Genomic DNA, 19,642 nt, shown 5'->3' with positions numbered 1-19,642 from the left:
GGGGACACCCGCCCGTCCCACCGCAGGCTGGTTGGCCGAGGCCAGCCGTCCGGCTGCGGGGCTGGGCGCGACGCCCGGGGCCGACTCGGTGACGGGGGCGGCGGGGGCCGATGCGGCATCGGAGGCCGGTGTGGTGGGGGCGGGGGGAGTCGATCCAGAGCTGGCTGTCGCCGGAACCTCGTGCTCGCTCATCCGTGCCTCCGCGCCACGCTCGCACCCGGATCCGCAACGCGACCGGGAGTGCCTGAGTGACACCGTGCCACATTCCGGCGGGATGGCACAGCCGGAGTGCCCACAGTGTTCCGAGTGAGGCCGTACGGTGCCGGCCGGGTGTCGATCGGTGGGTCGGGACTCAGCCGCCTCAGCGCCCGCCCACCGCCGACGGGGTGGCCGAAACGCTCTCCTCCGGAGCGAGGCTGCTCGCCGCCGTGGTCGGGCTGGTGTCGTCGCCGCCGTCGCTGTCGCCGGGCGTACCCGACGACGTCTGCGTGGGCGTCGGTGTGGTGGTGCCCGGTGGCGTGGCGGAGGGCGACGGAGTGTCCGACGGGGTGGGCGTGGGGTTCGGCGTCGGCGAAGGCGTCGTCGGGGTGGGCCGTGGCGTGGTCGGCGTCGGCTTCGGCGTGGTGGGCGTCGGCTTCGGCGTCGTCGGGGTGGGCTTCGGTGTGGGCGTCGGCGTCGGTGTGGGGGTGACCGACGGAGCCGGCACCGCACCGACGACCCGCGTCGCGGCGTAGAGCCGGGACCAGCGCACCGTCGAGATCTTCACCACGTCACCGCTGGTCGGCGCATGGATCATCTTGCCGTTGCCGACGTACATCCCCATGTGGTGGATCGTCCGCCAGCTGCTGCCGCTGGCGAAGAAGAGCAGGTCGCCGGGGAGCAGCGCGGACCGCGACACGGTGCGGGACCTGGTCGCGTAGTACTGGTCGCGGGCGACCCGGGGCAGCTTGTAGTAACCCGCCGACCGGTACGCCGACCAGACCAGACCCGAGCAGTCGAACGAGTTGGGCCCGGTGGCCCCCCAGACGTACGGGTCGCCCAGTTGCCGACGCGCGTACGCGAGGGCGGCAAGCGCGGTGGGATGCGCGACCAGCCCGTCCGCCGACTGGGTCGGGTAGTCGCCACCCAGTTGCTGCTCGGCGCGTTCCTGCTGGCGGGCCAGCTCGACCAGCTGGGTGGCGTTCTGCTCGCGCAGCTTGACCAGCTTGGCTTCTTCGTCGCGCAGCGCCTTCTCAGTCGCGGTGTGCTGCTCCTGGACGCCGCGCAGCCGGGACTCGGCCGCTGTGTGCGCCTGCGTGGCGACCTGTGCGTCGGTTTGCGCGCGGGCCAGCTCACCGGCGGCCGGCGCGGTGTCGTGCTCAGCCCGTTCGCCGCGGTTGACCCGCCGGAGCAGGTCCAGTTCGAGCAGGTCGGCAGCGAACCCGGCGGTGGGCAGGGCCGCGTCGACCTTGATCGCCTGGGCGGCGGCCTGGTCGGCCCGCTGCTGTGCCTGTAGCAGCGCGGCCTCGGCGAACTCCAGGTCGCGTGCCGCGGTCGCCAGTTGAGTGTCGGCCTCGGTGAGCTGCTGCTTGAGGTCGAGTAGCTGGGTGCCCAGCTCACCGATCCGGGCCTCGGCGGCGTTGATCTGCTGCTCGAGGGCGCTGGCGCCGGGCGAGGAGGTCGTGGGAATCACACCGGGCGGGACGCTCGCCGGAGCGCCGCCGGGCAGTTGCAGCGGGCCGGTGACCACCGGGCGGGAACCGGTGTCGGGCACCGTGACGGGCACGCCCGGCTCGGCGTACGCCGGTGCGGCGAGGACTGTGGTGGCGACGGCGCTGAGCAGCGCAGACCAGAGCATCGGCCGGAGCACCGGTGAGATCACCGGAGGTCGTCGCCGCTGCCGTCGCCCGTGCCCGCTGTCGACCATTGCGCTCCTCGTCCGGTGGTGCTGCAACCGCGTCGTGGTGAGGACGCGGTGGATCGGGGACGGTACCAGGGTGTGTCGTCCCCCACCCTGTCTTACCTCACCGGTACGACGGTGTCGATGTCTGAGCGGGTCACAGAAGCCTGAGAGTCCGATTAGCGGTGTGGTGTCCGGCAGAGGGCGCTGTGAGCTGCCCGGGTGCCCGACGTAGGCTCTGGATTGCGACCGGGGTCCGGTCGTGACCGCACTGGGAGGGGACGGGGCTTTCGATGGACGCCGGACTCAAGCGTGAGCTCGAAGCGAAGGTGTACGCGGGAGAGCGACTGACCCGGGAGGACGGCATCGCCCTCTACGCCAGTGACGATCTGACCTGGCTGGGGCGGCTGGCCCACCACAAGCGCACCGAGCTCAACGGTGACCGGGTCATGTTCAACGTCAACCGGCACCTCAACCTGACAAACGTGTGCAGCGCGAGCTGCGCGTACTGCTCGTTCCAGCGCAAGCCGGGCGAGAAGGACGCGTACACGATGCGCATCGACGAGGCGGTCCGCAAGGCCAAGGAGATGGAGGACGAGCAGCTCACCGAGTTGCACATCGTCAACGGCCTGCACCCGACCCTGCCCTGGCGTTACTACCCCAAGGTGCTGCGTGAGCTGAAGGCCGCGCTGCCGAAGGTCAACCTCAAGGCGTTCACCGCCACCGAGGTGCAGTGGTTCGAGAAGATCAGCGGGCTGAGCGCCGACGAAATCCTGGACGAGTTGATGGACGCCGGCCTGGAGTCGCTGACCGGCGGCGGCGCGGAGATCTTCGACTGGGAGATCCGGCAGCACATCGTCGACCACGCCTGCCACTGGGAGGACTGGTCGCGGATCCACCGGCTGGCCCACAGCAAGGGCATGAAGACGCCGTCGACGATGCTCTACGGCCACATCGAGGAGCCCCGGCACCGGGTCGACCACGTGCTGCGGCTGCGCGAGTTGCAGGACGAGACCGGCGGCTTCCAGGTCTTCATCCCGCTGCGCTACCAGCACGACTTCGTGGACTCGGCGGACGGCAAGATCCGTAACCGGATCCAGGCCCGCACCACGATGGCCTCGCCGGCCGAGTCGCTGAAGACCTTCGCGGTCTCCCGGCTGCTGTTCGACAACGTCCCGCACGTCAAGTGCTTCTGGGTGATGCACGGGCTCTCGGTGGCCCAGATGTCGCTCAACTTCGGCGTGGACGACCTGGACGGCTCCGTCGTGGAATACAAGATCACCCACGACGCCGACTCGTACGGCACGCCGAACACCATGCACCGCGACGACCTGCTGCACCTGATCTGGGACGCCGGCTTCCGCCCGATGGAGCGCAACACCCGCTACGAGGTGGTCCGCGAGTACGATGCCGCGCCGACCCTGGCGCAGCGTCGGGCCGAGCCGCAGCAGGTCTGGGCCTGACCTCTCGACGCGTCGGCAGACGCCCTCGCGCTGGCCAGCGCGAGGGCGTCGACCCGGCTCGCGTACCCTTCTCGGGGAGATGAGCGAGCAGCAGAGCACCTTTCCCCGGCGGGACGCCGAGGGGCGCATCCAGTACATGGGTGACCTGATCGGCGTGGCGCTGGCCGGTGCGGTCATCGGGATGCTGGTGCTGGTGCTCTTCGACGGGGCCTTCGCCTGGTTCGGGGCCGGTGATTTCGGCCAGGCCAACGGCTGGCTCGCGGTGATCCTGCCCGCCTGGCTCTTCTGGGAGGAATTCCGGTCCTGGGACTTCGGTGCCCCCCGGGTGGTGGCCGCGTTGGTGGCCGTCGCGGTGGCGGTGGTGTCCGGGCTGCTGGTGGCCGGGCTCGCGACCGGGCTGCCGCCGCTGGCGTCCGGCGGGTTGGCCGCGGTGACCTTCACCGTGGTCTACGCGCTGGTCTGGTTCCCCGGCGTGCGCTGGTTGGTCAACCGGACGAGCTGATCCGGGTCGGACGGACCGCCCGGAGTGGGCTGGTCGGAACGCACATGGCGACGTGAACGAGCGGAGTGGATGAACGTGAGTGCGGCGGTCAAGTACACACTCGGCCGGGTCGGGTTGTTCGCGGTCGTGGTGGCGGCCCTCTGGCCTGTCGACATCGACATCTTCCTGAAGCTGATCGTGGCGCTGCTGTTCTCCGCCGCTCTGTCGTTCTTCCTGCTCAAGGGCTGGCGTGACGAGATGGCCGAGGAGATGGCCGCCGCCGCCGAACGACGTCGTACCGAGAAGGAGCAACTGCGCTCCGCGCTGGCCGGCGACGACCAGGCCACCGGTGGCGCCGGCACCTCGACCGGCGAGTCCGGTTCGTCGACGGAGCAGCCGGGCGGCTCCGATTCCGGGCGCGGTCCGTCAGCCTGAGCAGGCGCTCGGCTCCGCCGAGCATCCGTCGGCGGAACCATGTTGCCGACGTGAGGATCAGGTTGGGATGGGCGAAACAGCGACCGATGTTGATATGACCATGTGACCGGTGGTGGGCTGGCCGCTACCGAGCGGGAAAACCCCGCGCCTCCAGGAGGTTGTCCATGGCCTTCCGATCCATCCCTGTCCGCCGGACGCTGGCGATGATCGTCGCCGCCGGTCTCGGCCTGCTCGCACTCTCCGCACCACCGGTCTCCGCTCGACCCGCACCGGACCGGGATGAACAGCCGGCTGCCGCGCCCTACCGGGTGCTCGGCCCGCGTACGCTGGCCGACCGCACCGCGGTCGCCCGCACCGGTGCCGCGATCGACTACTCGGAGCACGGGGTGCTGCACATCTCGGCCACCCGCGCCGAGGCTGCCGCGATCACCCGGCTCGGCTTCACGTTGGAGCCGATCGCCGCGCCGCCGACGGACCGTGGGCATGACCACGGGGACGTCGGTGCCCTGGCCTTCCCGCCGGCCGACGCCAACTACCACGACTACGCCGAGATGGTCGCCGTGGTCAACAAGGTCGTCGCGGACCATCCGGCGATCGCCCGCAAGATCAGCATCGGCACCTCGTACGAGGGCCGGGACCTGGTCGCGATCAAGATCTCCGACAACGTCGCCACTGACGAGAACGAGCCGGAGATCCTCTTCAACTCACAGCAGCACGCCCGTGAGCACCTGACCGTCGAGATGGCCATCTACCTGATGAACCTCTTCACGGACAGCTACGGCTCCGACTCCCGGATCACCAACCTGGTCAACAACCGGGAGATCTGGATCGTGCCGTCGGTCAACCCGGACGGCAGCGAGTACGACATCGCCACCGGCTCCTACCGGTCCTGGCGCAAGAACCGCCAACCCAACAGCGGATCGTCGTACGTCGGCACGGACCTCAACCGCAACTGGAGCTACAACTGGGGCTGCTGCGGCGGTTCGTCCAGCTCGACCTCCTCGGACACCTACCGGGGTCCGTCGGCCTTCTCCGCCCCGGAGACGCAGGCGCTGCGCAACTTCGTCAACAGCCGGGTCGTCGGTGGCGTCCAGCAGATCAAGGCCAACATCGACTTCCACACCTACTCCGAGCTGGTGCTCTGGCCGTACGGGTACACGTACAACGACACCGCCACGGGGATGAACGCCGACCAGTACAACACCTTCGCCACCATCGGTCGGCAGATGGCCGCGACAAACAACTTCACCCCCCAGCAGTCAAGTGACCTGTACATCACCGACGGCAGCAGCATCGACTGGATGTGGGCGGTGCACGGCATCTGGGCGTACACCTTCGAGCTGTACCCGCGCTCGGCCTCCGGCGGCGGCTTCTACCCGCCCGACGAGGTGATCCCGCAGCAGACCACGCGCAACCGTGAGGCGGTGCTCATCCTCGCCGAGTACGCCGACTGCCCGTACCGGGCGATCAACAAGCAGGCCCAGTACTGCGGTGGTGGCAGCGGCGGTACGACGGTCTGGTCGGACACCTTCGAGACCAACACCGGCTGGACGATCAACCCCAACGGCACCGACACCGCGACCTCGGGCCAGTGGGAGCGGGGTGCCGCCCAGGCCACCAACTCCAGCGGGGCCAAGCAGCTCACCCCGTACGCCGGCAGCAACGACCTGGTGACCGGTCGGTTGGCCGGTTCCGCAGCCGGTGACTACGACGTCGACGGCGGCGTGACGAGCGCCCGCTCCCCGGCGATCACCCTGCCGTCGAGCGGCACGTTGACGCTGTCGCTGGCGTGGTACCTGGCCCACGGCTCGAACTCGTCCTCGGCCGACTACCTCCGGGTCAGCGTGGTGCACAACGGCGGCACCACCACCCTGCTCAGCCAGGCCGGGGCGGCCAGCAACCGCAACGGCGCCTGGACCACCTCGAACCTCAACCTCACCCCGTACGCCGGGCAGTCGATCCGGATCCTGGTGGAGGCGGCGGACGCCTCCACGGCGAGCCTGGTCGAAGCGGCTGTGGACAACGTCACCATCACCGCCTCCTGAGCCGACGGGGCCCCGTCACACCCCCCTCGCGCGGGGCCCCGTCTTCAGGAAATGACTCGGGTACCAGATGCGTGGGTCGGCTCGGCGTCGAGTCGACCCACGTGGCCGTCCCCCGGCTCGGCGGGGCGGCCACCGGGCGTGCGCTACGGTTCTACCGACCCGCCACAGCGAAGTCGGTGTGAAACCGGCGCTGTCCCGCAACTGTGATGCCCCCGAGCGGGGGACGAGCCAGGTCGCCTGTGGCGCGGTCGCGACACGCGCTCTCGAGGAAGGGCGCCTCGCCCACGGGTGCCTGTGGCTCCCTGTCGGCGAAGCACCACACTCCTCGACCGACAGGAGGACCGATGTTCAGACGTACCCCCCGGATTCTCGCCGCCACCCTCGCGGTGGCCGCGCTGGCGCTCGGTGCCTGCGCCGAGAAGACCACCGAGACTCCCGCGGCCAGCGGCAGCCCGACCGGCGGCGCCTTTCCCGTCACCGTCGGGTCGCTGACGCTGGACCAGCGCCCCGAGAAGATCATCTCGCTGGCGCCGACGGCCACCGAGATGCTCTTCGCGGTCGGTGCCGGCCCGCAGGTCGTCGCGGTCGACGACCAGTCCAACCACCCGGCCGACGCACCGAAGACGGAGCTGTCCGGCTACCAGCCCAACGCCGAGGCGATCGCCGCGAAGAACCCTGACCTGGTGGTGCTCAGCGACGACCGGAACAAGATCGTCGACCAGTTGGCGGCGTTGAAGATCCCGGTCTACCTGACCCCCGCGGCGCAGACGCTCGACGACACCTACCAGCAGATCACCGACCTGGGTGTGCTCACCGGCAACGCCACCGCCGGCGCCGACGTGGTGCAGCGGATGAAGGACGACATCGCGAAGATCGTGGCCGAGGTGCCGCAGCGGGTTCAGGCACCCACCTACTTCCACGAGCTGGGCCCGGAGCTGTACACCGTCACCAGCAACACCTTCATCGGCTCGATCTACTCCCTCGCCGGCCTGGAGAACATCGCCGACGCGGCCGACGCGGACGGCAGGAGCGGCGGCTACCCGCAGCTCTCCCAGGAGATGATCGTCGCGGCCAACCCGGACTTCGTCTTCCTCTCCGACGTCAAGTGCTGCCAGCAGAGCCTCGCCACGGTCTCGGCGCGCAGCGGCTGGGCGGACATCAACGCCGTACGCGACGGCCAGATCGTGGAGCTCGACGACGACATCGCCTCCCGCTGGGGCCCGCGCGTGGTGGACCTGCTGCGCACCATCGTGGACGCCACCACCAAGGCCGAGAAGTGACGAACGGCAGGCGTTGACAGGGGACCCTTCCCATGCGTCAAGCCTTGAAAAGGGACCCCTCCCTGTCGCCGGCGGCCCGGCCGGCGGGCCTGCGGAAACGTTGGCTCGCCGCCGGTGTCGTCGCCGTACTCGTCGCGGTCGTCGCCGGTGTCTCGCTCGGCCCGGTCAGCCTGCCCCCCGGCAGTGTCGCGCTCGAACTGCTCAACCTGCTGCCCGGCGTGCACGTCGACAGTGGACTGACTGAGCGGGAAGTCGCCATCGTCACCGAGCTGCGGTTGCCCCGGGTGGTGCTCGGACTGCTGGTCGGCGGGCTGCTGGCCCTGGCCGGCGGTGCCTACCAGGGGGTGTTCCGCAACCCGCTGGCCGACCCGTACCTGCTCGGGGTGGCCGCGGGGGCGGGGCTGGCGGTCACCGTCGTACTGACCATCGGTGGCGTCGGTGCGAGCGGTGCGCTGACCGGCCTGCCGCCCACCATTCCGCTTGCCGCTTTCGTCGGCTCGCTCGGTGCGGTGATCATGACGTACCTGCTCGGTGCGGCCGGTGGGCGCAGTCGTTCGCCGGCCGCGCTGATCCTGGCCGGGGTGGCCGTCTCCGCGTTCCTCTCCGCCGGGCAGACGTACCTGCTGCAACGCAACGCGGACAGCATCCAGGCCGTCTACTCCTGGCTGCTCGGGCGGCTGGCCACCGCCGGCTGGCAGGACGTCCGGCTGGTCCTGCCGTACTTCCTGATCACCACTGTGATCGTGCTGCTGCACCGGCGGGAGTTGGACGTGCTCTCGGTCGGTGACGACGAGGCGGCCAGCCTCGGCCTGCACCCGCAGCGGTCGCGGTACCTGCTGATCGCCGCCGCCTCGCTGGGCACCGCCGCCGCGGTCTCCGCCTCCGGCCTGATCGGCTTCGTCGGCATCATCGTGCCGCACACCGTACGGATGCTGGCCGGGTCGAGCTACCGGGTGATCCTTCCGCTGTCGCTGCTGTTCGGCGGGGCCTTCCTGGCCCTGACCGACGTGGTGGCCCGGACCGCCGCCGCGCCGCAGGAGATCCCGATCGGGGTGGTCACCGCGCTGCTCGGCGGGCCGTTCTTCGTCCTCGTGCTGCGTACCGCCCGAAGGGTGCTGACATGACGCCGCCCGAGGTGCCCGCCGTCGGGCCCCCCGCCGAGGTGCCTGCCGTCGAGGTGCCTGCCGTCGAGGTGCCTGCCGTCGAGGTGCGTGATCTTCAGGTCAAACTCGACGGAGTGCCCATCCTCGCCGGCATCGACCTGACCGTGCGCTCCGGCGAGTGGGTCACCGTGATCGGTCCGAACGGCGCCGGCAAGTCGACCCTGCTGCGCGCCGTCGGCGGCCTGCTGTCCGCACCGGACGCGGTCCGCCTCTTCGGTACGCCGCTGCGCGACCTGCGCCGCCGGGAACGGGCCCGGGTGGTGGCCACGGTGGCCCAGTCCCCGGTCGTACCGCCCGGGATGGCGGTGCTCGACTACGTACTGCTCGGCCGTAACCCGTACATCCCGCCGCTGGGGCGGGAGTCCGCCACCGACCTGGCCGTCGTGCACGAACTGCTGGACCGGCTGGACCTCGACGGGTTCCACGGCCGCGAACTGGCCACCCTCTCCGGCGGGGAACGCCAGCGGGTCTTCCTCGCTCGGGCGTTGGCCCAGGGTGCCACCCTGCTGCTGCTCGACGAGCCGACCAGCGCGCTGGACATCGGCCACCAGCAGGAGGTGCTGGAACTGGTCGACCAGTTGCGCCGTACCGAGGGCCTGACCGTGCTGGCCACCATGCACGACCTCTCCATCGCCGGCGAGTACGCCGACCGCATGGTGCTGCTCGCGAACGGCCGCGTCGCCGCCACCGGCACCCCCGACCAGGTCCTGACCGAAGACCTCCTCTCCCACCACTACCGCGCCCACGTCACCGTCATCCCCGGCCCCCACGGCCCCCTGGTCCTCCCCACCCGCCCCACCCACCCCTAACCACCCCACCCCCCGCACCCCCGCACCCCCGCACCCCCACGCGCCCCGCCCCGCCCCGCGCGCCCGCCCCGCCCAGGACCCGCGATCTTGCACTATTGGTCGCGGCATAAGGGGAGAAAATGCGCATACCGGCGACCGGAAGTGCAAGATCAACGGGGCGGCGACGGGCGTGGGGTGGGTCAGGGGTTAGGGGGTGAGGGCGATCAGGGAGAAGAGGGCGCCGTCGGGGTCGCGGAGGGCGGTGACGCGGCCGGCGGGGATGTCGCGGGGTGGGACGAGGATGGTGCCACCGAGTTCGGCGGCGCGGGCGGCCGTGGCGTCGGCGTCGGTGACCGAGAAGTAGAGCGTCCAGTAGGCGGGGGAGTCGGCGGCGAAGGCCTCTTCGCGCGGGGGCATCATGCCGGCCACCATCCGGTCGCCGAGCCGCCAACCGGTGTACGAAGTCTGTCCCATCGGCTCCTCCTCGGGCTGCCACCCGAAGACCAGCTCGTAGAAGATCCGCGCGCCGTCCGGATCGGGGGTGACCAGCTCGGTCCAGCACATCGCGCCGGGTACGTCGAAGACCTCGGCGCCCGGGAACGACATCGGCTGCCAGACGCTGAACGCGGCACCGGCCGGGTCACTGAAGACCGCCATCCGCCCTCGGTCGAAGACCTCGAACGGCGGTACGACCACCTGCCCGCCGGCTCGCTCCACCCGCCCGGTGACCAGGTCGGCGTCGTCGGTGGCGACGTACGTCGACCAGATCGGCACCTGGTCCGGTACGGCCGGCGGCCCCACCCCGGCGACGGCCCGGCCGTCGAGCTGGAAGGTCGTGTAGCCGCCCGCCTCGGGTTCGGGGTCCACCCGTCCGGTCCAGCCGAACAGCTCCGGGTAGAACCGCCGGGCCCGGTCGAGCCCTGGCGTGGCCAGGTCGGCCCAGCACGGCGTGCCCGACGGGACGCTGGCCACTGCTACCCCTCTCGACCCCGGCGGTGGCCGTCGCCCGACCACCCCTCACCGGCATCGTGGCACCGCCGGAGCATGATCCGGGTCGGAAACCGGGGGAACGTCAGCTGAACCGGCGACCCTCGTCCCGGCGGTACGCCCAGCCGGCCAGGGCGGCCAGCACCACCACCCAGACACCGAGCATGACCAGGGAGAGCAGGTTGACCGAGTAGTCGCCGACCGCCGCCCACATCAGCTCCACCGCACCCCGGGTGGGCAGGTACGGCGCGATCGCCTCGATGAAACCGGGTGCCTGATCCGGGGCGGAGAGCAGGCCACCACCGAAGGCGAGCGGGAAGAAGACGAGCTGCGCCACCACGATCGCCGCCTTGCTGGGCAGCGAGTACCCGATGGTCAACCCCATCAGGGTGAACGGTACGGAGATGACGGCGACGGTGACCAGGGCCAGCAGGAACGACGCCGGGTCGATCCGGGCCTCGGTCAGGGTCGCGGCGATCACCACCACGGGGACCAGCGAGAGGTAGGTGAGGACCAGCCCGGCCATGACCCGGCCGGCGAAACGCGGTGCCGACCCGGCCGGCAACGTCCGGGTGTACGGGTTCCAGGGCTGGTCACGGTCCTCGGCGACACCCACGCCGTACTGGAAGATGTTGGCGCTCATCACCGAGAAGGTGACCATCGCGGCGGTGGCGTAGGTGGCGCCCACCGGGTCCTTGCCGGCGAAGGGCACCACGAAGAAGAGCATCGCGGCGGCGGGGAAGAACGCGCTACCGAAGATCGCGACCGGGATGCGGACGGTCTCCAGCAGTTGGTAACGCGCGTGTACCAGGGCAAGTTGCACGTCGAGATCCCCTCAGGCGGCGGCTGGCGCGGCGTCGGTGGCGGTGATGGCCAGGAACGCCTCTTCCAGCGAGGTCGGGCGCACCTCCAGGTCACGGAAGTCGACTCCGCTGGCGACCAGGTCCCGCACCAGTTGGTCGGCGTCGGCGGTGAGCAGGTGGGTGCGGCCGTCGACGTGCTCGGTGCGTACCACCCCCGGCAGCGGGGGCAGCGTCTCGGCGGTCAGGCTCACCCGGCGTACGCCGACCACGGCCCGGACCGCGTCGACGGTGTCGTCGGCGAGCACCCGTCCCTGGCCGATCACCACCACCCGCCGGGCCAGCGCCTCCACCTCTTCCAGGTAGTGGCTGCTCAGCAGCACCGTGCCGCCGTCGGCGTGGAACGCCCGGATGGCTTCCCACAGGGTGTGGCGGGCCTCCACGTCCAGTCCGGTCGTGGGCTCGTCGAGCACCACCAACCGGGGGCGACCGACGAAGGCCAGCGCCACCGCGAGCCGGCGCTTCTGTCCACCGGACAGCCCGCCGCACTGCCGCCGGACCAGGTCTGCCAGGCCGAACCGGTCGAGCAGGTCGCCCCGGGGCACCGGGTCCGGGTAGTGGGCCGAGACGAAGTCGACCACCTCGCCGACCCGCAGCGTGCCGGGCAGCCCGGTCTCCTGCGGGGTGACGCCGATCTGCCGCCGACTCGCCGGGTCACGCGGGTCACCGCCGTTGAGTTCCACCCGCCCCGAGCTGGGCTTACGCAGCCCGACCAGCAGACTGATCAGGGTGCTCTTGCCGGCACCGTTGGGCCCCAGCAGGCCGACCAGCTCACCGGCCCGTACCTCAAGGTCGACCTGGTCCAGGGCGAGGACGTCGCCGTACCGGCGGCTGACCCGCTCGGCACGGGCGAGGATGTCTCTTTCCACGATATTGATCATTCTCGGTTCACCGGGTGGTGGCAATACGCCGGTCAGCCCAACGGTGCGGGCAGTGGCGCGCTGTGCAGCACCGACATCCGGGAGACCGCCCGGGTGAGCACCACGTAGAGCCGGTGCAGCCCGCGCGGCTCGGCCGCCACGATGTCGGCCGGTTCGACGACGACGACGTGGTCGTACTCCAGGCCCTTGACCACGGTGGCGGGGACGACAGTGACGCGCGGACCGCCGCCCGCATCGGCGGCGGTCGCGGTCTCGATGCCGGCCGCCGCCAGCGCCGCGACCAGCCGGTCCACCGCGTCGTCGGCGGCGATCACCGCGACCGACCCCTCGTGGGCGAGCGCCGCGCCCACCTCGGCCACCGTCGCCCCGACAAGATCCGTCACGGTACGCACCGTGAGCACCCCGTCGCGGCGCAACGACTCGGCCGGCGGTACGTCCACGGCGAGCGACGGCAGCAACCGGTTGGCGAAGGCGAGCACGTCCGCCGGTACCCGGAAACCGACTGTCAACGGCACCACCGTCGCGTCCGGCTTACCGAGGTGACGAAGGGTGACCCGCCAGTCGGTGGCCGCCCACGGCGCGGTCGCCTGGGCCAGGTCCCCGAGCAGGGTCAGCGAACCGTGCTCGCTGCGCCGAGCGATCACCCGGCACTGCATGGCCGAAAGGTCCTGCGCCTCGTCGACCACCACATGCCCGTAGCTGCCCGGCCGCTCGATCAGCCCGGCCGCCTCGTCGATCAACACCGCGTCGGCGGCGCTCCACCGGGTGGCCTTAGGCGTACGCCCCAGCTTCGTACCGGACCGGGGCCTGCTGCTCCCTGGTGCGCCGCCGCCGGTGGGCGTCGGAGTGCTGTCCTGGCCGGTCAGCAGGGTCTGCTCGGCGGGGGTGAGCAGGCCGTCGGCCGCTGCGGCGAGCCGGGCGGGGTCGGCCAGCAGCGCGTGCACCAGCCCGTCCGGGGTCAACGCCGGCCAGACTGCGTCCAGGAAGGTCGTCACCGGCTTCGACCGGCCCATCCGGCGCAGCCACGCCTCGCTCGGCGATTCCGCCCGCCGGGCCTCCGCCTGCCGTTGCAGCAGCCCGACCACCCGGGCGCGCACCCGCTCCCGACCGAGGGCGTACGGCAACTGCTCGGCCCGGGTCTCCTGGACCAGCCGGTGCAGCGGCTCCAGCCCGATCCGCCAACGGAACGAGCCGTCGGAGACGACGATCGGCTCGGTCGACTCACCGACGTACGCGTCGACCGCCCGGCGCAGCACCTCCGCCATCCGGGCGTCGTGCTTGATCACCGCCACGGCCGGCGGGTCCACCGCCCGCACCACCACCCGGTCGACCAGGTCCTCGACGGTCGCCTGCTCGACCTCCACTTCACCGAGGGCGGGCAGCACCGCCGCGATGTACGCCAGGAAGGCCCGGTTCGGCCCCACGACCAGCACCTTCGACCGGCGCAACCGCTCCCGGTGCAGATAGAGCAGGTACGCGGCCCGGTGCAACCCGACAGCGGTCTTCCCGGTCCCCGGAGCACCCTGTACGCAGATCGACTCGGACAGGTCGGCGCGGACCAACTCGTCCTGCTCGGGCTGGATGGTGGCGACGATGTCCCGCATCGGCCCCACCCGGGGCCGCTCGATCTCGGCGGTGAGGATCCGGCTGGCGGTGCCGAGTTCCTCGCCCCGGTCCAGGTGCTCGTCCTCGAAGCTGGTCAGCCTCCCGTTGTCGAACCCGAACCGACGCCGTACCGCCAACCCTTGCGGGTCGCGGGCGCTGGCCTGGTAGAACGCCCGGGATACCGGTGCCCGCCAGTCCAGCACCAGCGGTTCGCCCTGCTCGTCGGTCACGTGCCGGCGCCCGACGTGATAACGCCGTCCGGCGTGCTCGCCGTACCCGGCGCTGGCGGCCTGCTCCGTGTAGTCGCCGTCCTCGATGCCGGTGGTGGCCGCGGTGCCGGCGGTGTTCGTGGGCGTGGTGTCGGCGGTGGCTCCGGTGTCGGCGGTGGCTGTGAGGTCGAGGTCGGTGGTGGCTGCGGTATCGGTGGCGGTCGCGAGGTCGCTGGTGGCGGTGTTGCTGGTGTCGGTGGTGGCTGGGGTGGTGCTGCCGAAGTCGAGACGACCGAAGAAGAGTGGGGTGCGGGGGTCGTCGGCCAGTTCCGCGACCCGCCGGGCAAGGTGACGGCCGAGCTGCTCGGCGGTGTACCTGTCCCCAGCGACCTTGTCGCCTGTGGCGAAGAGCGCCTCGGCGCGTTCCCGCATCCGGGCCAACGCGGCTCGGGAGTCGGACAGGTGTGCCTGCTCGGCGGCCAGTTCGTCGTCGAGCGTCGGCGGGCGGTGCGGTGTGGGTTGCGTGGGTTGCGGGAGCTGTTGGGCGTGCAGGCTCATCCACGTACTCCTTGACACGGGAAGAAGGCTGCCGCTCGCGTTTCCGACTGTCGGCCGGCGCGGGGGACGTCCGCTCCGGTGCTACTCACCGCGGCCGTCGGGCGGGACAGGAAGCCTACTCTTCCCCGGGTCAGCAGCAACCGGATTTCGTACCGGCGTCGGGTGGTGCTGGGTCACCTGGTGCGGGGTTGGCCACTTCGGTGCCGGTCCGCTGAGCCGGTCAGCGGCGACGGGGATACGGTCGGGGCATGGTCGAGCGCGTCGCCCGCCCCCGGGTCGGGCACATCCAGTTCCTCAACTGCCTACCGATCTACTGGGGCCTGATGCGCTCCGGTGCCCTGCTCGACGTCGACCTGTACAAGGACACGCCGGACCGGCTCAACGCCGCACTCGTCGGCGGTGACCTGGACATCGGGCCGATCTCGCTGGTCGAGTACCTGCGTCACGCGGACGAACTGCTGCTCCTGCCCGACCTGGCGGTCGGCAGCGACGGCCCCGTGCTGTCGGTCAACCTGGTCAGCACGCGCCCGCTGGCCGAGCTGGACGGGGCCCGGGTGGCCCTCGGCTCCACCTCGCGGACCGGAGTCCTGCTCGCGCAACTCCTGCTGCGCGAGCGGTACGGCGTGCAGCCCGAGTACTTCCGATGCCCGCCCGATCTGACCCAGATGCTGCTGGAGGCGGACGCGGCGGTGCTGATCGGTGACGTGGCCCTGCGCGCCCTCTACGAGGCACCCAGCCGTGGCCTGACGGTCACCGACCTGGGTCAGGCCTGGCGGGAGTGGACCGGACTGCCGATGGTCTTCGCCGTCTGGGCCGCCCGTCGCGACTTCGCCGCCGCCCACCCCGGCCTGGTCAAGGGGGTGCACGACGCGTTCCTGCGCTCGCGTGACCTCTGCCTGGCCGAACTCGACCAGGTCGTCGAGTCGGCGGCCCGTTGGGAGCCCTTCGACGCCGCCACCCTGGCCTCCTACTACGAGGCCCTGGACTTCTCCCTGGGCGACCGCCAGGTAGCGGGCCTCCGCGAGTTCGCCCGCCACGCCACCGCCCTGGGCCAGACCCCCGCCCTCCCACCCCACGGCCCCACCTTCTTCACCCCCTAACCCCAACCCCCCCACCCCCGCGCCCTCACACCCTCACACCCCAAGACCTCCGCGATCTTGCACTTTCGGTCGCCGCTTTTCGGGCATAAGCCGCGTGTCGGCGACCAGAAGTGCAAGATCGACGGCGAAGGGGCGACCGCGCGACCGCGAAGGCGCGACCGCGAAGGCGTGACCGCGAAGGGGTGACCGCGCGACGGGGTGACCGCGCGGAGGGCGACGGTGGGGGTGGGTGGGTTAGGGGGTGGGGGTTTGGAGGGCTCTGGTGATTTTTTGGCAGGTGGTCATGCCGTAGTCGTAGCCCTTGTCGATGGGGTAGCGGAGCATGACGCCCATCGTCCAGGTGTCGCCGATGGCCAGGCAGTTGACGTGGATCTCCTGCTCCTGCACCCGGTCGACCCAGCCGTTCTTGATGGCGATCTTCTTGGCCTCGGCGGCCGGGAACGCCTTGCGGATGCCGAAGTCACCGGCACCGCGTACCAGTCGCATCTCGTTGAGCAGCCACTTCGTCCAGGTGGGGCCGGCGGCCCGGCCGTCGGCGATGCAGTTGCCGAGTCGGGCCACGTCCCGGGGTGACAGTTCGGTGCGGCTCCACCCGAGGTCGCTGGAGACCTTGCTGTCGGTCAGGTCGCAGGTGGACAGCAGGCGCTTGATCGAGGCGGATTCGCCGATCTGCGTGTACAGCGCCTGGGTGCGTTCGTTGTCGCTGTCCCTGATGATTTTCGTCAGGTCGGCCAGCTTCGCGTCGCTCGGGGTCTGCCCGGCGTCGTCACTGCGTCGCAGGAAGTCGGCGACGATCCAGGACTTGATCAGGGAAGCCGTGGTGCTGGTCTCGTCCATGTTGTCCGAGCCGATGATCTCGCCCGACCGGCGGTCCAGCACACTCCAGGCGTACCAGCCGTCGATGTCGAGGTCGAGCTCTTTCGCCTCGAACGGCAGCGGCTCGCGCGGCGGTGTGGGGCTGGCGGAGGGCGGCGGGGGTCGGGTGCTGCGATCGGTCAGGTCGCTGCCGCGGCTGTCCGATGATCCTGCCTGTCCCCATTGCGCGGCGGCGGTGGATTCGAACGGCGAGCCGGGCAGCAGTCGTAAGGAGATCAGGACCAAACCGACCAGGACGGAGGTGATGGCGACGAGACGTAATCGCGACGTCGTACGTGCGCGGCGGCGGCTGTGGCCGGCCATCAGAGCTTGCCGATCGGCTGCTGGGGCACCTTGATGGCGCCGCCGGGCTGCGGGGTGACCAGCTGCGTCGTCACGCTCGCGCAGACGTCCGAGCCGTAGTCGAGCCCTTGCCTGTACGGATAGCGAAGCATCACCGCAAGACTCCACTTCTCGGTCACCGCAAGGCAGTTGACGTGCCAGTTGCCGTCATAGCTGAGCGGTGTCCAGCCGTTCTTGATGCTTACCGGACCCTGGCTGAGGATCGACTCGGGCAGGCCGTCGACGATGCCCCACCGGCCGCCGCCGGAGCGCTCCTGTTGATCCTTGGCGGCGGTGCTGCCGCGTACCTTGCTCATCTCGGCGAGCAACCACTTGGTCCACTTGGGACCGGCGGCCTTGCCGTCGGCGATGCAGTCACCGAGGCGGACGGCGTCGCGGGGCGACATCCGGGTGAAGCTCCACCAGCCCTCGTAGCCGGGAACGTTTCCCCGCTTGGTGTCGGTGAGGCCGCAGATCTTGATTGCCCGCTTGACCACCGGTCCGGGCTGCCCGCCGGCCGGCACCGCGTAGGAGCCCCCGGCGGCACGGTAGACGGCGTTCGTCGCATCGTCGTCGCTGTCCCGGATGGCCAGGCTGGAGGCCTTCTTCAGGGCTGCCGACGGCTCCTTGTCGCCCAACTGGCGTAGGTAGTCGGCGACGATCCAGGCCTTGAGCATGGACTCGGTGGAACTGGTCGCGGCCATGTTCTTCGAGCCGGAGATCTTGCCCGTCTCACGATCCATGAGTGCCCAGGAGAAGAACTCCCCCTTGAAGTTCACCGATACCTTGGCCGGCGCCAGGGTCGGTGGTGGCGGGGGTTCCGGGGTGGGTGCAGCGACGCTGGCGACCGCGCCGTCGCCCGTCCCGGCAGAGAGCCGGGCGTACGCGGCGGGCACCAGCATGACGCCGCCGAGCACCAGTGCTGTGACGGCGAACACCATGGCCACGCGGGGTCGCATGAGCGGGTGAGCTCCAGATGTCAGGCCGGGGGGCCGGCTTGTTGCCAGGACTGACCGGCCTGGGTCGCCTGCGGGCCGGGGGACTCTGGCCCTCTTCTGGTCGGCGATTTGCCACCAGCCGATCGGTGTGACGTGCGAAGTCTACGTGCGGATCGACGGGTTGCCAGGTTTCGACACCGGCCAACCGGCGACGAAGGCGGGTTAACGAACGGTTGTGAGCCTCTTGCGCTCATTTATTGGGAAATTTGTGAGGCAAGTCATAGTTGCTGACCGTCACCTTTCGTGGTCGCTGCGTAGCTCGATGTCGCTTCGCATTTCTGTGACACCCTCTGGTTTCTTGAGCGGCCAGCTGTAACACTTAGGGCATGTATGGCAATGACTTCCCGGGCGAGGACGCGCCCGGCGGCCTGCTCGGCGAGGTCGAAGCGGCAGAGGCGGCGCTGCGTGCTGCCGCGGAACGAGACCGGGGCACCCCGGGTCAGGACGTCGACCTGGCCGCCTACTTCGCGGAGGTCGTCGACGCCGACCAGAAGATCGAACCGCGTGACTGGATGCCCGAGGCGTACCGGCGGACGTTGATCCGCCAGATCGCCCAGCACGCGCATTCCGAGATCATCGGGATGCAGCCGGAAGGCAACTGGATCAGCCGCGCCCCGTCGCTCAAGCGCAAGGCGATCCTGCTGGCCAAGGTCCAGGACGAGGCCGGCCACGGTCTGTACCTCTACGCCGCGGCGGAAACCCTCGGCATCAGCCGGGACGAGTTGGTCGACCTGCTGCTCGAAGGCCGGCAGAAGTACAGCTCGATCTTCAACTACCCCACCCTCACCTGGGCCGACGTCGGCGCCATCGGATGGCTGGTGGACGGCGCGGCGATCGTCAACCAGGTCCCGCTCTGCCGCTGCTCCTACGGCCCGTACGCGCGAGCGATGATCCGGGTCTGCAAGGAGGAGTCGTTCCACCAGCGGCAGGGCTACGAGATCCTGCACACCCTGGCGCACGGCACCCCGGCCCAGAAGACGATGGCCCAGGACGCGCTGGACCGCTGGTGGTACCCGTCGCTGGCGATGTTCGGCCCGCCGGACAGCGACTCCACCCACTCCGCCCAGTCGATGGCCTGGAAGATCAAACGCTTCTCCAACGACGAGCTGCGGCAGCGCTTCGTGGACATGTGCGTCGGCCAGGCCGAGGTGCTCGGGCTGACCATCCCCGACCCCGACCTGCGCTGGAACGACGAACGTCAGGCGTACGACTTCACCCAGCCCGACTACGACGAGCTGATGCGGGTCATCACCGGCGACGGGCCGTGCAACCGGCAGCGGATGGAGCACCGTCGTCGCGCCCACGCCGAGGGCGCCTGGGTACGCGAGGCTGCCGCGGCGTACGCGGCCAAGCAGGTAAGCAAGGAGAAGGTCGCGGCATGAGCCAGCACACCACCCCCCTCTGGGAGGTCTTCGTCCGGGCCCGGCGCGGGCTGGCGCACACGCACGTGGGCAGCCTGCACGCGCCCGACGCCGAGATGGCCCTGCGCAACGCCCGTGATCTCTACACCCGTCGCCAGGAGGGCGTGTCGATCTGGGTGGTGCCGGCGAGCGCGATCACCGCGTCCAGCCCGGACGAGAAGGACGCCTTCTTCGACCCGGCCGCCGACAAGATCTACCGCCACCCGACCTTCTACGAGGTACCGGACGGAGTGGCCCACCTGTGAGCGCGAGGAGTGAGCCGGGTTTGCGAGCCCCGCAGTCGCGAACGGAG

Annotated in this window: 17 protein-coding genes and 1 riboswitch; of the genes, 10 read left to right on the top strand and 7 right to left on the bottom strand. The window is 70.5% G+C overall.

Annotated features, from left to right (window positions below):
- Positions 1–361: 361 nt before the first annotated feature.
- Positions 362–1,906 carry a C40 family peptidase gene (locus Vgi01_RS26950; RefSeq protein WP_102660054.1) on the bottom strand — a complete coding sequence of 515 codons (1,545 nt, stop codon included), beginning with the start codon at positions 1,904–1,906 and terminating at the stop codon, positions 362–364.
- A gap of 266 nt (positions 1,907–2,172) precedes the next feature.
- Here Vgi01_RS26950 and mqnE point away from each other — a divergent pair, with 266 nt between their 5' ends.
- The 7 genes from mqnE to Vgi01_RS26915 all read left to right on the top strand — a co-directional run bounded on the left by mqnE (position 2,173) and on the right by Vgi01_RS26915 (position 9,555).
- Entirely contained in the window at positions 2,173–3,342 is a 1,170-nt protein-coding gene (gene mqnE / locus Vgi01_RS26945; RefSeq protein WP_102660053.1) for an aminofutalosine synthase MqnE, read from the top strand.
- A 79-nt stretch (positions 3,343–3,421) separates the two neighbouring features.
- The gene (locus Vgi01_RS26940) at positions 3,422–3,844 is read left to right on the top strand and encodes a hypothetical protein (RefSeq protein ID WP_204292948.1); all 423 of its coding nucleotides are present in this window, start codon (positions 3,422–3,424) and stop codon (positions 3,842–3,844) included.
- A gap of 75 nt (positions 3,845–3,919) precedes the next feature.
- The gene (locus tag Vgi01_RS26935) at positions 3,920–4,258 is read left to right on the top strand and encodes a DUF4229 domain-containing protein (RefSeq protein WP_102660072.1); all 339 of its coding nucleotides are present in this window, start codon (positions 3,920–3,922) and stop codon (positions 4,256–4,258) included.
- A gap of 164 nt (positions 4,259–4,422) precedes the next feature.
- Positions 4,423–6,303, top strand: a complete 1,881-nt coding sequence (locus Vgi01_RS26930) for a M14 family metallopeptidase (RefSeq protein ID WP_204292947.1) — start codon at positions 4,423–4,425, stop codon at positions 6,301–6,303.
- 126 nt (positions 6,304–6,429) lie between these two features.
- Positions 6,430–6,562: riboswitch (cobalamin riboswitch) on the top strand.
- Positions 6,563–6,647: 85 nt separating this feature from the next.
- Complete coding sequence (locus tag Vgi01_RS26925) at positions 6,648–7,583, top strand: ABC transporter substrate-binding protein (RefSeq protein WP_204292946.1); 936 nt, start codon at positions 6,648–6,650, stop codon at positions 7,581–7,583.
- Positions 7,584–7,615: 32 nt separating this feature from the next.
- A complete protein-coding gene (locus Vgi01_RS26920) occupies positions 7,616–8,707 on the top strand; it encodes a FecCD family ABC transporter permease (RefSeq protein WP_204292945.1) in 1,092 nt (363 codons plus the stop codon).
- The gene (locus tag Vgi01_RS26915) at positions 8,704–9,555 is read left to right on the top strand and encodes an ABC transporter ATP-binding protein (RefSeq protein ID WP_239089182.1); all 852 of its coding nucleotides are present in this window, start codon (positions 8,704–8,706) and stop codon (positions 9,553–9,555) included. The genes Vgi01_RS26920 and Vgi01_RS26915 overlap by 4 nt, the downstream gene beginning before the upstream one ends.
- 186 nt (positions 9,556–9,741) lie before the next feature.
- Here Vgi01_RS26915 and Vgi01_RS26910 read toward each other — a convergent pair whose 3' ends face one another.
- From Vgi01_RS26910 to Vgi01_RS26895, 4 genes are all read right to left on the bottom strand, one after another.
- Positions 9,742–10,506, bottom strand: coding sequence for a VOC family protein (locus Vgi01_RS26910; RefSeq protein WP_204292944.1), 765 nt, complete (start codon positions 10,504–10,506; stop codon positions 9,742–9,744).
- Positions 10,507–10,606: 100 nt separating this feature from the next.
- Positions 10,607–11,344, bottom strand: a complete 738-nt coding sequence (locus tag Vgi01_RS26905) for an ABC transporter permease (RefSeq protein WP_204292943.1) — start codon at positions 11,342–11,344, stop codon at positions 10,607–10,609.
- Between the two features lie 12 nt (positions 11,345–11,356).
- Positions 11,357–12,262, bottom strand: a complete 906-nt coding sequence (locus Vgi01_RS26900; RefSeq protein WP_204292942.1) for an ABC transporter ATP-binding protein — start codon at positions 12,260–12,262, stop codon at positions 11,357–11,359.
- Positions 12,263–12,294: 32 nt separating this feature from the next.
- Positions 12,295–14,634 (bottom strand): HelD family protein, encoded by a 2,340-nt coding sequence (locus Vgi01_RS26895; RefSeq protein ID WP_102661050.1) that lies wholly within the window; start codon positions 14,632–14,634, stop codon positions 12,295–12,297.
- Positions 14,635–14,882: 248 nt separating this feature from the next.
- Here Vgi01_RS26895 and Vgi01_RS26890 point away from each other — a divergent pair, with 248 nt between their 5' ends.
- Positions 14,883–15,734 (top strand): menaquinone biosynthetic enzyme MqnA/MqnD family protein, encoded by an 852-nt coding sequence (locus tag Vgi01_RS26890; RefSeq protein WP_204292941.1) that lies wholly within the window; start codon positions 14,883–14,885, stop codon positions 15,732–15,734.
- 234 nt (positions 15,735–15,968) lie between these two features.
- On the opposite strand, the gene Vgi01_RS26885 is transcribed toward Vgi01_RS26890, so the two are convergent.
- On the bottom strand, positions 15,969–16,913 hold the full coding sequence (locus tag Vgi01_RS26885; RefSeq protein ID WP_204292940.1) for a serine hydrolase: 945 nt from the start codon (positions 16,911–16,913) through the stop codon (positions 15,969–15,971).
- Positions 16,913–17,890 carry a serine hydrolase gene (locus Vgi01_RS26880; protein WP_102660943.1) on the bottom strand — a complete coding sequence of 326 codons (978 nt, stop codon included), beginning with the start codon at positions 17,888–17,890 and terminating at the stop codon, positions 16,913–16,915. Before Vgi01_RS26880 ends, Vgi01_RS26885 begins: the two co-directional genes overlap by 1 nt.
- Positions 17,891–18,255: 365 nt before the next feature.
- Here Vgi01_RS26880 and paaA point away from each other — a divergent pair, with 365 nt between their 5' ends.
- Together paaA and paaB are read left to right on the top strand one after the other, a co-directional pair.
- On the top strand, positions 18,256–19,311 hold the full coding sequence (paaA, locus tag Vgi01_RS26875; protein WP_204292939.1) for a 1,2-phenylacetyl-CoA epoxidase subunit PaaA: 1,056 nt from the start codon (positions 18,256–18,258) through the stop codon (positions 19,309–19,311).
- Positions 19,308–19,595 (top strand): 1,2-phenylacetyl-CoA epoxidase subunit PaaB, encoded by a 288-nt coding sequence (gene paaB / locus Vgi01_RS26870; protein ID WP_013731009.1) that lies wholly within the window; start codon positions 19,308–19,310, stop codon positions 19,593–19,595. The genes paaA and paaB overlap by 4 nt, the downstream gene beginning before the upstream one ends.
- The last annotated feature ends 47 nt before the right edge of the window (positions 19,596–19,642 follow it).

The sequence above is a fragment of the Micromonospora gifhornensis genome, assembly GCF_016863515.1.
In the GTDB taxonomy this organism is placed as follows: domain Bacteria; phylum Actinomycetota; class Actinomycetes; order Mycobacteriales; family Micromonosporaceae; genus Micromonospora; species Micromonospora gifhornensis.
The sequence above is the reverse complement of the archived record's forward strand: the minus strand, read 5'-3'. Positions and strand labels throughout refer to the sequence as shown.